We start from the raw sequence: 12,748 nt of genomic DNA, 5'->3' as shown, positions 1-12,748 counted from the left end.
TTCCTCCGTGTTCCGTCAGCGCGATTCGTGGGCTCAGCGCAGCAGGCCGGTCATCCCGGCGCGGTGCAGCAGGCGTTCGGCCCGTTCCCGGGCCTGCCGGACGGCGGACTGCTCGTCGACGCGCAGGCAATGCCCGTTCCGCTGGACGATTTCGCCGTCGACGACGGTGGCCACGACGTCGGTGCCGCGGGCCGCGTAGACCAGCGAGCTCACCACGTCGTGCAGCGGTTGCAGGTGCGGCCGGTCGAGATCGACCACGATCAGATCGGCCAGGCGGCCGGGTTCGAGCGCCCCGGCGTCGATCCCGGCGTAGCGGGCGCCGTCGCGGGTCGCCAGGTCCAGCGCGTCCTGCGCGCGCATCGCGGCCGGGTCGAGGGTGGCCAGCCGCTGGGCGAAGATGGACTGCTTCATCACCTCGAACAGGTCTTGCCGGTGCCCGCAGCTCGGCCCGTCGGTGCCCAGCGCGACGGCGACCCCGCGGGCCCGCAGCTCGGCCAGCGGCAGGGTGCCGGACGCCAGGTAGGCGTTGGACGTGGGGTTGTGCGCGATGCGCGCGCCGGCAGCGGCGACCGCGTCGAATTCGGCTTCGTCGAGCCAGATCGCGTGCGCCAGCGTGGCGCGCTCGTCGAGCAGCCCGGCCTTCGCCAGCCACTGCACCGGGCGCGCCTGGTAGGCGTCCAGGTAGCTCTGCGGATCGGATCTGCCTTCGCAGCAGTGCGCGTGCCAGCTGGTGCCGAGCTCGCCGGCTAGTTCGACGCTACGCCGGACCAGGTCCTGGTCGACGTAGGTGAGGTTGAGCGGCGCGGGCCAGATCTCGACCCGCGATCCCGCCGGCCGGTGCTGCATCGCCTCGCGGGTGATGGCGATCTCGTCGGCCGCGGAGTACCGGAACAGGGCCTCGGGCTGGCCGCGCCGCGCGGCGATCTCGGTGCGGGGACCGACGATTCCGCGCGCCACCGCGCCGCGCAGCCCGGCCTGCTCGATGACATCGGCGATGGCGAGGGTGGTCGGCAGGTCGGTGGGCGCGTAGTGGTTGTCCACCACCGTCGTCGTGCCGTGCCGCAGCGCTTCGGCCGCCGCGAGGCGGGCCGCGGCCACCGCGTCGTCGCCGTCGACCGCGATGGAGTACGGCCACATGAAGTCGCACAACCACGGCACGATCGACATGCCCTCGCCCAAACCCCTTGCCAGCGCTTGGTAAAGGTGGTTGTGCCCGTCGACGAGGCCGGGCAGCACGGCCTGACCGGTGCAGTCGAGCACCGTTTCGGCCCGCCAGGACGCCATTTCGGGCTGCGGACCAACCGCCGCGATCCGGTTGCCGGTCACGGCGACGGCGCCGGGGCGGTGGATGGTGCGGTGGTCGTCGACGGTGAGCACCGTCGCCCCGGTGAGCAGCAGGTCGCAGTGCTTCTCGTTGGTCGGAGGCATGCCGCCTCGCTTCCTGGGCGGTGCGCGACCGCCCCCATCCTGAGGAGGGATTCGCCGAACGGTTGGCCCACGACGAGGAGGTCAGGGAGGTCACCGGCGCTGGAGCGAACGGCGATGCCGTCAGGCGGGAGGCCCGTTCGCGGATAACATGTAAATCAAGGTGCATGTGTCGTGTCAACCCTTCCGGGCGACCTCGTTCGTTGGTCTAGTGCACCTTTACGTGCTCGAAACTCGGGTTTCGGGGAAATTACATGCAACTTGTTGACACGGCGCCACACCGGTGTTGCACTCGAACGCGCCGCTGTCGAAGTGCGGCGACCCGTAGGTGCGGTGAATCGCGGCCGGGGTGCGACCGATCATTACAGGAGAGATCCGTTGATCATCGACACGCACGTGCACCCGACGAACCTGGTAGACGAGGCCTGGCGGCACACCGGTGAACCGTTCACTGGCGAGCGGACCCTGAAGATGATGGACGGTCCGATGTGGATCAACGGCAAGCCGCGCCGGGTCGACATCAGCTGCATCATGCCGCCGCCGGGCAACACCGCCTGGCGGGAGGGCAACCGGGGCGGCCGCGAGGGCATCCGCGACTACCAGGCGTACGTGACCGAGCTGGTGCAGCGCTATCCGGACCGTTTCATCGGCAACTTCATCTACAACCCGCGGTTCGGGCCGGAGAACGGCGCCAAGGAGCTGGAGTTCCACATCAAGGAGCACGGCTACCGGATGCTCAAGCTGCACGCCAACATGCACGCCTACCGGCCGGACCGGGCGCTGGACTGGCTGCGGCCGGTGATGCGGGTCTGCGACCGGCTCGGCGTGATCGTGCTGATCCACACCGGCGACGGCCCGTACTCCATCCCGACGCAGTTCTACCCGATCATCAGGGAGTTCCCGGGCGTCACGTTCATCCTCGGCCACTTCGGCATCCAGACCGGCGGCGTGTACTGCTTCGAGGCGTTCTGGATGATCCAGGACTCGCACAACGTCATCGGCGAGTCCGGCTGGCTGCTGCAGTCGCGGATCGTGGAGTTCGCCAAGGAGATGAAGAAGACCAAGATGGTCTACGGCACCGACTCGCCGCCGAACGAGCCCGGCATGTGGGCGCGCGAGCTGGAGGTGCTGTGCCACGAGCCGCCGCAGGGCCTGAACCTCTCCGAGGACGACCTGGAGGGCTACCTCGGCAACAACATGGCCAAGCTGCTCGGCCTTCAGCCGACCCCGCCGCCGAAGGACAAGGCGCAAGCCGAGGCCTACCTGCGGGGAGAGGTGACGCAGGCGTCGGCGACGAACTCCCACGCCGAGGCCTACGCGGGCTACACCCCGGACTCCTGGCTCGAAGAGGGCGAACTAGACCCGGCCAGCTGACCCACGACGCACCGGCCCTGGGCTGCCCGCAGTTTCAATTGAAACTGCGGGCACCGGGGTTCCCGGGGTGAGGTTTCAATTGAAACTGCGGTGTCGCTAGGAGCTTGGGCGGAGGCGGCGGGGGGCCGCGTCGCGGGCCGTGGCCTGGCCGAGGCGGACCCGCAGCCGGGAGATGTGGCGGCGCGCCGCGGCCTCGGCCATCTCCGGGTCGCCGCTGGCCATCGCGTCCACCACCGCCCGATGCTCGTCCAGCGCGAGCCGGGGGGCTTCCGCGCCGCGCCACAGCGAGTGCAGCGCGAAGTGCGAGCGGCCGGCGATCGGTTCCAGCGCCGCCAGCAGGTGCGGGTTCTCGGCGAGTTCCCGGACCGCCCGGTGGAAGCGCATGTCCAGCTCGATCTGCGCGGCGTTGTCCGCGTCGGCGGCCAGCGCCGCCTCGTGCTCGGCGAGGATCCCGCGCAACTGCGCCAGCCCGTCGCCGTCGAGGTGCTCGGTGGCCAGCCGCGCCGCGAGGCCCTCCAGCTGCTCGCGCACCACGTAGAGCTGGCGCAGGTCGTCGATGTCCACCCGGCTGACCTCGGCGCCCCGGTGCGGGGCGTGGGTGGCCAGGCCGTCGTGGATCAGCCGCTGCACGGCCTCGCGGACCGGGCTGCGGCTGACGTCGAGCTGGCGGGCCAGCTCCGGCACGCTCAGCGAGGTGCCGGGCGGCAGCGTGTTGTCCAGGATGGCTTTCTTCAGCGCGGCGTACGTGCGGTCGGCCAGCAGGCCTTCGCCGGTCAGCGGCGCGAGACGGGGTGCCGGGGGCATCGCGGGAACCTCACTCGATAAGCGGGACGGCTCGATATTACATGCAATCATCCGGCTCGCTCGCCCCGGACACCCGGTCGGCGCGGCGCGGCGGGCCGGACGGCCGCTCTTGACAGCGTGCGATCGGCTGGGTTCACTCTGTGCGGCCAAGGGTTTTCGGCCGCGCGAGCCCGAAAACCGTTGCGGAACAAGGCCGGGTACGAGTCCCGACATGCCGTGGCGGCACACGAGCTGTGCGATGCCGGTGTCACCTGAGCCCCTGGAGGCGGCATGCGCGACAAGTCACTGCACCGACCGGACACCCGGGCCGCGGCCGGCGACGTGCGAACCCCGCACCCCAGTGCCGAGACGGAACGCGCCGCCGGGATCGGGCGGAGCACGCCGCGGCCGGACGGCGCGCTGAAGGTGACCGGCCAGTTCGCCTACTCCTCGGACCTGTGGGTGTCGGGCATGGTGTGGGCGACGACGCTGCGCAGCCCGCACGCCTCGGCCCGCATCCGGTCCATCGACGCGCGGAAGGCCCTGGCGCTGGACGGGGTGCACGCGGTGCTCACCCACGAGGACGTGCCGGGCGCGAAGACCTACGGGATGAAGGTGGCCGACCAGCCGGTGCTGGCCATCGACGAGGTCCGCTACCAGGGCGAGCCGGTCGCGTTGATCGCCGCCGACGATCCGGAGACGGCGCGACGGGCGGCGAAGCTGGTGCAGGTCGACTACGAGCTCCTGGAGCCGGTGACCGACCCGGAGCGCGCGCTGGACGGCACCGCGCGCGACGTGCACCCGGGCGGCAACCTGGTCCGGCACGTCAAGATCCGCCACGGCGATCTCGCGGCCGCGCGCGAGCGGGCCGACGTGGTGGTGACCGGCGAGTACGAGGTCGGCATGCAGGACCAGGCGTTCCTCGGCCCGGAGTCGGGCCTGGCGCTGCCCGCCGAGGACGGCGGCGTCGAGCTGTACGTGTCGTCGCAGTGGCTGCACAAGGACCTGGAGCAGATCGCGCCGTGCCTGGGGCTGCCCGCCGACAAGGTCCGCCTCACGCTGGCCGGGGTCGGTGGCGCGTTCGGCGGCCGCGAGGACCTGTCCGTGCACGTGCACGCCTGCATGCTCGCGATGCGGCTGGGCAGGCCGGTGAAGATGGTCTACAACCGCGAGGAGTCGTTCTTCGGCCACGTGCACCGCCATCCGGCGAAGATGCATTACGAGCACGGTGCCACGCGGGACGGGAAGCTGCTCTACGTCAAGGCGAAGCTCGTCATGGACGGCGGCGCGTACACCTCCACGTCGCCGGTCGTGATCGCCAACGCCTGCTACTTCGTCACCGGCGCCTACGAGGTCCCGCACGCCGAGATCGACGGCTTCGCGGTGTTCAGCAACAACCCGCCCTGCGGGGCGATGCGCGGCTTCGGCGCGGTCCAGTCCGCCTACGGCTGCGAGTCCAACATGGACAAGCTCGCCCGCGAGCTGGGCATGGACCCGCTGGAACTCCGGCTGCGCAACGCGATGACCACCGGCACCGTGCTGCCGACCGGACAGGCGGTGGACGGCCCGGCACCGGTCGCCGAACTGCTCGCGGACCTGCGGAACCGGCCGCTACCGCCGGCCGGGGCGGACCTGCTGCCGGGCGGGCTGTCCAACACCACCCGCGGCGAGGGCGTCCGCAGGGGAGTCGGCTACGCGATCGGCGTCAAGGCGATCGGCTACTCCGGCGGCGTGGACGACATCTCGACGGCGCGGGTGGCGGTGTCGGTCACCGCGGGCCGGCCCTCGGTGTCGGTGCACACCGCGGCGGCAGAGTGCGGGCAGGGCATCACCACGGTGCAGTCCCAGATCGCCGCCACCGAGCTGGGCGTCTCGCGGGTGGTGGTGCTACCCGCGGACACCAGGATCGGCGACGCAGGCTCGGCCTCGGCGTCCCGGTTGACGTGGATGTCCAGCGGCGCGGTGCAGGGCGCCTGCCGCGAGCTCGCGCGAGAGCTGTTGCGCCGTGCGGCCGAACGCACCGGCAGGCCGGCGGAATCCCTGGCGCTGCTGGACGACCACGTGGTCGATCCCGGCGGCTCGCCGCTGGTGTCCATTTCGGACATCGTCGGGGACGACGTGCTGGAGCGGGTCTTCGAGTACCACCACCGCAAGACCGAGACCATCGACCCCGAGACCGGCCAGGGCGATGCCCACATCGCCTTCGCGTTCGCCGCGCACCGCGCCGTGGTGGACGTCGACGTCGAGCTCGGCCTGGTCAAGGTGGTGGAGCTGGCCACCGCGCAGGACGTCGGCAAGGCGATGAACCCGCTGTCGGTCGAGGGGCAGATCGAGGGCGGCAGCGCGCAGGGCCTCGGCCTGGCGCTGATGGAGGAGATCCTGCTCGACGAGCAGGGCAGGGTGCGCAACCCGTCGTTCACCGACTACCTGATCCCGACCATCCTGGACGTGCCGCCGATGCCGATCTCGGTGTTCGAGTTCCCGCACCCGGATTCGCCGTACGGCCTCAACGGCGTTGGCGAGCCGCCCACCCTGTCGTCGACCCCGGCGATCGTCAACGCCCTGCGCGATGCGACCGGTCTTGCCCTCGGCCGGGTCCCGGTGCGCCCGGACGACATCGCGCTGGCGGCCCAACCCTCGTGAGCGATGGTTCCGGTTCTTACCGGAACGAGCACTCACGAACCGGTCGGGGCCCGCCCGGGGCCGGGAGCGCCGGCGAAGGCCTGCGCGATCGTCAGCCACCTGCTCGCGTCGTCGCCGACGGCGGTGATCGCCAGGTCGTCGCGGTGCCGTCGCTGCGTGACCAGCAGGCAGAAGTCCAGCGCCGGGCCGCTGACCCGGTCGGCGGCGTTCTCCGGTCCCCAGGCCCATTCCCCGCCGTCCGGGGCGCGGAGCTCCACGCGCAGCGGGACGTCCGGGACGGGCAATTCGTTGGCGGCGAAGGAAAAACCGAAGGTGCGCACGCCCAGGTGCGCGATGTGGCGCAGCCGGGCGGTGGGTTCGCGCTCGACGCCGAGGGCGTCGGCCACGTCCTGGCCATGCGCCCAGGTCTCCATGATCCGCGCGGTCGCCATCGACGCGGGCTTCATCGGCGGCCCGTACCAGACCAGGCGGCCGTCGGCCGGCGCCGCGGCCAGCGCGGCCTGCAGCCGCTCGCGGCCCGCGCGCCAGCGCGCGAGCAGCTCGCCGGGCTCGGCGCGGGCGCCTTCGGCGGCTCCGGCCTCGACCCCGATGTCCTCGGATTCCCGGCGCTGCCGGACGAACTCGTCGGGCTCGTCGATGGCCAGGTTGGACCGGTCGTCGGTCCAGGTCAGGTGCGCGATCTGGTGGGCGATGGTCCAGCCCGGCGCGGGCGTGGGCGTCGCCCAACCCGCCGCGTCCAGGTCCGCGACGAGCGAATCCAGGTCGGCGCTCTCGGCGCGCAGATCGGCCAGCAGTTCGGTGAGCATGCTCGTCCTTCAGGCGTGGAACACCGGCACGGTCTCGCCGTCGGCGTGCCGCTCGAAGCCGACTTCGAGGGCGATGCCTTCGGCGAGGTCCTCGGGCGTGACGCCGAGGATCCGCGCGTGCAGCCAGGGGCCCTCGGCGAGTTCGACGATACCGGCGACGACGTGCCCGCCGTCCGGGACGGGGACCACGGTCCAGGTCACCAAGGTGGCCCGGCCGTTCGCCGGTACCCACGCGAGTTCGGTGGAGCCGCAGGCCGGGCACTGCGGCACGTTCGGCGCGATGAGCGGCGAGCACCGCGGGCAGCGCCGGATGAGCAGTTCGCCGCGGGCGGTGCCGTCGAAGAACTCGGCGGACGCCTCGTTGCGGGCAACGGAGATCATGGGTCCTCCCGGGTCAGCTGGGGGCGTTCGGGCTGAGCACGGTCGTGGAGTGGTGCGCCAGGATGCCGCCGTTGCCGCTGACCATGACCACGTCGTTGCGCGGCGCCTGCCGCTCGCCGCCGTGGCCGCGGGCCTGGATCACCGCCTCGGAAAGCGGCGTCATGCCCCACATGTAGTAGGCGGACAGCTGGCCGCCGCCGGTGTTGACCGGCAACGTCCCGCCGGGCGCCAGCGCGCCGGAGGCGACGAACTCGCCACCCTCGCCCTTGGCGCAGAAACCGTAGTCCTCCAACGTGATCAGCACGGTGAAGGTGTAGCAGTCGTACAGTTCGAGGACGTCGACGTCGGCGATCGACGCACCGGCCATCTTCAGCGCCGCCGGGCCGGCCTGCGCCGCGCCGCTGCGCAGGCCGAACTCGCTGCCGCGCGCGGCCGGGTAGTTCGGGTGCGACTGCGCGAAGCCGAGCACGTGCACGGGCGGTTGCCGCAGGTCGGCGGCGCGGTCGGCGGAGGTCACGAGGATCGCGATGCCGCCGTTGCTGACCAGGCAGCAGTCCAGCAGTCGCAGCGGATCGGCGATCATCCGCGATTCCTGGTGGTCGGCGAGCGTGATCGGTTCCCGCATCTGCGCCAGCGGGTTCCGCGCGGCCCACGCCCGCTGCGCCACGGCGATCGCGCCGAGCTGCTCGGAGGTGGTGCCGTAGGCGTTCATGTGCCGCCGGGCGGCCTGCGCGTACATGGCGTTCACGCTGGTCAGCCCGCTGGCGCCGAGCAGGCCTTCGAAGCCGGTGGCCTTGCGCCGCCCGGTGTAGGCCGCGGCGCTGCCCTTGTCGGGCAGGCGGGGCGCGTCGGCGAACACGCACACCACGTTGTCGGCCATGCCGGCCTGCACGGCCATCGAGGCATAGGCGAGCATCGAGCCGGCCGACGAGCCGAAAGCCTGCATCTCGGTCAGCAGCCGGAGGTCGCGGACCTGGAGTTCCTGCTGCAGCGTCCAGATGTCGACGCCGCCGGATACCCCGGAGTTGGCGAGGATTCCGTCCACATCGGACAGTTGGAGGCCGGCGTCGGCGACCGCGAGGCGGACGGCGTCGGCGGCGAACTGCCCGGCGGTGCGGCCGTAGACCTTGCCCAGTTCGGTCATGCCCAGGCCGGCGATCACCGGCCGGCGTCCTGCGGAGCCCGTCAACGCTGCCTCCTCTGCGCGGCGCCCGGATCATTTCGGACCGCTTCGGTCCAAAATCACCCGGCCATGATGACCCGCCCCGCCCCGGCCGCGCAAGGCACCGGCAGCCGATGATCGGCGATGCCTCGTTCGGCGGTGCTGGTCGCGGCGCCGCGACCGTACGATCTCCGGCCTGGGGTGGGGGGAACATGGCCGAAGAACCGGAGTACGACGCGTTCCTGTCCTACAGCCACGCCCTGGACCAGCGGCTGGCGCCCGCGGTGCAGAACGAGCTGCAGAGCTTCGCCAAGCCCTGGTACCGGCGCCGCTCCCTGCGGATCTTCCGCGACCGCACGAACCTCGCGGCGGACCCGGGTCTGTGGGCGTCCATCGAGCAGGCGTTGCGGGCCAGCCGCTGGTTCATCCTGCTCGCCTCCCCGGAAGCCGCCCGGTCGCAGTGGGTGGCCCGGGAAGTCGAGTTCTGGTTGCGGGAGAAGTCCGCCGACACGCTGCTGATCGTGCTCGCCGGCGGCGAACTGGTGTGGGGCGGCGACGACATCGACTGGTCGCGCACGGACGCCCTGCCGGAGGTGCTGCGCGGCGCGTTCCACGCGGAGCCGAGGTGGGTGGACCTGAGCTGGCTCAGCGATGCCGAGCAGGTCGATCGCGCGAATCCGCGGTTCCGCGAGTGCATCGCAGACCTGGCCGCCCCGTTGCGCGACATGTCCAAGGACGAGCTGATCGGTGAGCACATCCAGCACCACCGGCGGAATCTGCGCACGGCGTGGGGTGCGGTGTCGGCGTTGGCGATGCTGCTGGTCGTCGCGCTGGTGGCGACGGCGATCGCGGTGAACCAGGGCAACCTGGCCCAGGAGCGGGCGGATGTGGCGATGACGCGGCTGCTCGCCTCGGCAGCGCGGGAGAACCTGAGCACCCGCCTCGACCTCGGCCAGCTGCTGGCGGTCGAGGCGTACCGGATGCGCCCCGGCCCGGAAACGAGCTCGGCGCTGCTGGAGGCCGTCACCGCAACACCTCAGCTGGTCGGCTACCACCCCGCCGGCAGCGAGGTCACCGCGCTCTCCAGCACCGGCGACGTGCTGGTGGCCGGCACGAAGAGCGGCCGGATCCTGCGCTGGGACCTGGCGGGCGAGCCCCGCCGGGCCGAAGACGTGACCGTGGCGGTACCGGCCCCGTTCGCCGTCGAAGCGAGCGCGGACGGCACCCGGCTGGCGGCCACGGACGGCAACGCGACGGTGGTGGTCGAGCCGAGCAGCGGTCGGCAGGTGCGGGTCGAGGCCCGGCGGGCCGTCGACCAGATCGCGCTGTCGGCGGATGGCCGCCTGCTCGCGTCGACGGAGGATGCGGGCGACATCGTGCTCCACGACGCGGCGACCGGGGCCGAACTGAGGCGGGCGCCGATCCCGTGGGAAATCGCGGACCCGGACAAGATCGCGTTCCTCGACGATCAGCGGTTGATGCTCGGTACCGTGACCGGTTCCGCCGCCTACCTGGCCCTGCAAGACCTGCGGGTGCTGGCGGAGGTCGGGGCGCGATCGCCGCAGAACCGCTTCTTCAGCGCGTATTCGCCGAACGGCGACTTCTTCGGCTTCGCGGCCAACGACCCGGTCGTCGGCGGCTTCGTCTTCGAAGGCATGCCCGCCGACGAGCGGACCGGCACCCCGCCGAAGCCGCAACGGCGCCAGGAGTTCTCGCCCCGGACCTATCCCGAGGTGCTGGCGGTCGCCGCCGGCGGTTCGGGGTTCGCGGTGGCGGTCTCCGGGCTGCTGCAGGTCTTCGGCGACCGGTTGTCGGAGGGATTCCTGGAAGTGCCGGGCAACAGCCAGCTCAACCGGCTGAGCTTCAGCGGCGACGGCCGCTACCTGGCCGGATCCACCGGGGATTCGGTGGTGCTGTGGGACTTGGACCAGACCGACCGGCTCGCGGAGCGGATCGCCGCGGACGAGCCGGACGACTACAGCTTCATCGGAAAACCGGACCTGGCGGTCGATCCGGGCGGCGAGAACGCCTTGGTGCTGCCGAAGCTGGGTGCCGAGCACCTGCGCCGGGTGGGTTTGCGCGACGGCTCGGACGAGAAGGAGTTCGCCGCGTTCGACGCGCAGCGGGCGATCTGGGTCCGGTCGGGGGAAAGCGTGCTGATGGCGAGCACCGATGGCACCGCCCGGCTCATCTCGGCCGCTGACCCGGCGGACGTCCAGGCGACCTGGGATTCGCCCGGTGGCGTCGACATGAGCGGCTCGCCGGAGCCGGCGTTGATCATGCGGGAGGTGCCGGGGGACCGGGTGGTCGTGGTGGACCAGGACGGCCGGGTGGTGGTCCGGTCCTTGCCCGACGGCGAGGTGCTGCAGGACCTCCGCGGGCCGTGGCCGCAATGGCTCAGCGCCGAAGGGGATGTCGCCAGCGCGATGGCGATATCGCCGAGTGGTGAGCACGTCGCGCTGATCGACCGCAACGTGCTCGTGGTGATCGACCTGCGCGCCGCGCGAGCGGTGCTCGTCTCCCCGGGCGGCGGCGACGACGTGGAGTTCACGCCGGCCGGCGAACTGCTGGTGCAGCGCAGCTACGGGCAGGTCGAGGTGTGGAACGTGCCGCAGGGCAGCCAGGCCCGCACCCTGGAGGCCTCGGACCTGCTCGAAGACAGCATGGCCGTCTCCGCCGACGGCAGGTACGCCGCCGGTGTGCGCGGTGACGGTCTGCTCGTGCTGCTGGACCTCGCCTCCGGTGGGCGGATCGGGCAGTTCTCCTTGCCGCAGCCCGCCTCGGGAATCACCGGCGCCGTGGGGCGCAGCACTACGATCGCCTTCACCCCCGACTCCCGCGAGCTGCTCAGCCTCACCTCCGGTGGTGAGCTGCTGCGCTGGCCGCTGGACCCGCGGGCTTGGGCCCAGCGCGCCTGCGCGGCGGCCGGCCGCGACCTGACCCCGCAGGAGTGGCGCCAGGTCACGGGCACCGAGCCGCCCGCCGATCTGCGCTGCATGCGCTGACCGGCGCGGTGCTCACCACCGGCCCGCAGCCACCGGCTCGGGCGCCGGAGCCCCGACCGGCGCGAGCAGGCCGCGGCGGGCCAACTCCGGGTGCACCCCTTCGCCGAACCAGTAGGCCTCTTCCAGGTGCGGGTAGCCGGAGAGCACGAACTCCTCGATGCCCACCGAGTGGTACTCCTCGATCAGGTCCGCGACCTCGGCGTGGCTGCCGACGAACGCGGTGCCCGCGCCGCCGCGCAGCAGCCCCACACCCGCCCAGAGCCCCGGGTGGATCTCCAGCTCCCGCGCGTCGCTGCGCAGCACGCCGCCGTGCAGGGCGGCCATGCTGCGCTGGCCGGTGGATTCGGTGGCCGCGAACTTCGCCTGGGAGGCGGCCACGTCGGCGGGGTCCATCTGGTCGACGAACTTCTGCGCGGTGGCCCAGGCCTCGGCGCTGGTGTCCCGGGTGATGATGTGCGCGCGGATGCCGAAGCGCAGGGTGCGGCCCTCCTCGGCGGCGAGCTCGCGCAGCCGCTGCACCTTCTGCGCCACCGCGCCCGGCGGCTCGCCCCAGGTCAGGTGCACGTCCGCGCGGCGCGCGGCCACCGGCAGGGCGGCGTCGGAGGAGCCGCCGAAGTACAGCGGCGGCTGCGGGTCCGGCTTCTCGAACGCGACGGCGCCGCGGATCTGGTAGTGCTCGCCGTCGAAGTCGAACGGCTCACCGGCGAAGATGCCGCGCAGCACGGCGAGGAACTCGTCGGTGCGGGCGTACCGCTGGTCGTGGTCCAGCCAGTCGCCGAAGCGCTGCTGCTCGACGGATTCGCCGCCGGTGACGATGTTCAGCAGCAGCCGCCCGCCGGAGACCCGCTGGTAGGTGGCGGCGAGCTGGGCGGCCAGGGTCGGGGTCAGCGCGCCGGGCCGGAACGCGACCAGGAACTTGATGCGCCGGGTGCGGGCGAGCAGCGCCGCGGTGGTGACCCAGGCGTCCTGGCACCAGCTGCCGGTGGGGGTGAGCATCCCGGTGAACCCGAGGTGCTCGGCGGCCTGCGCGACCTGCGCCAGGTAGTCGATGTCCGGCTGGCGCGGCGTGTCGGCGCCGGTCGGGGTGACGTGCGGTCTGTCCACGATGGACCGGCCGTCGCCGTGGGTGGGCAGGAACCAGTGCGTGGTGACGCTCATCGCTTGTTCTC

General features: G+C 72.1%; 9 protein-coding genes. 3 read left to right on the top strand and 6 right to left on the bottom strand.

Annotated elements, in window-relative coordinates; translation table 11 throughout:
* Positions 1 to 33: 33 nt before the first annotated feature.
* Entirely contained in the window at positions 34 to 1,428 is a 1,395-nt protein-coding gene (locus AB0H93_RS40080) for an amidohydrolase family protein (RefSeq protein ID WP_358581156.1), read from the bottom strand.
* A gap of 375 nt (positions 1,429 to 1,803) precedes the next feature.
* Between AB0H93_RS40080 and AB0H93_RS40075 the strand changes: the two genes are divergently transcribed.
* Positions 1,804 to 2,799: an amidohydrolase family protein gene (locus AB0H93_RS40075; RefSeq protein WP_132488921.1), complete on the top strand. Its 996-nt coding sequence runs from the start codon at positions 1,804 to 1,806 to the stop codon at positions 2,797 to 2,799.
* Between the two features lie 96 nt (positions 2,800 to 2,895).
* Here AB0H93_RS40075 and AB0H93_RS40070 read toward each other — a convergent pair whose 3' ends face one another.
* Positions 2,896 to 3,603 carry a GntR family transcriptional regulator gene (locus tag AB0H93_RS40070; RefSeq protein WP_358581154.1) on the bottom strand — a complete coding sequence of 236 codons (708 nt, stop codon included), beginning with the start codon at positions 3,601 to 3,603 and terminating at the stop codon, positions 2,896 to 2,898.
* Positions 3,604 to 3,873: 270 nt separating this feature from the next.
* Between AB0H93_RS40070 and pucD the strand changes: the two genes are divergently transcribed.
* Positions 3,874 to 6,225, top strand: coding sequence for a xanthine dehydrogenase subunit D (pucD, locus tag AB0H93_RS40065; protein WP_358581152.1), 2,352 nt, complete (start codon positions 3,874 to 3,876; stop codon positions 6,223 to 6,225).
* Positions 6,226 to 6,257: 32 nt separating this feature from the next.
* Here pucD and AB0H93_RS40060 read toward each other — a convergent pair whose 3' ends face one another.
* The 3 genes from AB0H93_RS40060 to AB0H93_RS40050 are packed head-to-tail and all read right to left on the bottom strand — an operon-like array spanning position 6,258 to position 8,601.
* Positions 6,258 to 7,031, bottom strand: coding sequence for a TIGR03084 family metal-binding protein (locus AB0H93_RS40060; protein ID WP_358581149.1), 774 nt, complete (start codon positions 7,029 to 7,031; stop codon positions 6,258 to 6,260).
* Positions 7,032 to 7,040: 9 nt separating this feature from the next.
* Positions 7,041 to 7,412, bottom strand: a complete 372-nt coding sequence (locus AB0H93_RS40055; protein WP_358581146.1) for an OB-fold domain-containing protein — start codon at positions 7,410 to 7,412, stop codon at positions 7,041 to 7,043.
* Positions 7,413 to 7,425: 13 nt separating this feature from the next.
* Complete coding sequence (locus AB0H93_RS40050) at positions 7,426 to 8,601, bottom strand: thiolase family protein (protein ID WP_358581143.1); 1,176 nt, start codon at positions 8,599 to 8,601, stop codon at positions 7,426 to 7,428.
* Positions 8,602 to 8,786: 185 nt separating this feature from the next.
* Between AB0H93_RS40050 and AB0H93_RS40045 the strand changes: the two genes are divergently transcribed.
* Positions 8,787 to 11,579 (top strand): TIR domain-containing protein, encoded by a 2,793-nt coding sequence (locus AB0H93_RS40045; protein ID WP_358581140.1) that lies wholly within the window; start codon positions 8,787 to 8,789, stop codon positions 11,577 to 11,579.
* A 12-nt stretch (positions 11,580 to 11,591) separates the two neighbouring features.
* Here AB0H93_RS40045 and AB0H93_RS40040 read toward each other — a convergent pair whose 3' ends face one another.
* Complete coding sequence (locus AB0H93_RS40040) at positions 11,592 to 12,737, bottom strand: LLM class flavin-dependent oxidoreductase (protein ID WP_358581138.1); 1,146 nt, start codon at positions 12,735 to 12,737, stop codon at positions 11,592 to 11,594.
* Positions 12,738 to 12,748 lie beyond the last annotated feature (11 nt).

The organism is Saccharopolyspora sp. NPDC050642, assembly GCF_040654735.1.
Classification (GTDB): domain Bacteria; phylum Actinomycetota; class Actinomycetes; order Mycobacteriales; family Pseudonocardiaceae; genus Saccharopolyspora; species Saccharopolyspora elongata.
Note: the sequence above shows the minus strand (reverse complement) of the source record. Positions and strands in the feature narration are given on the sequence as shown.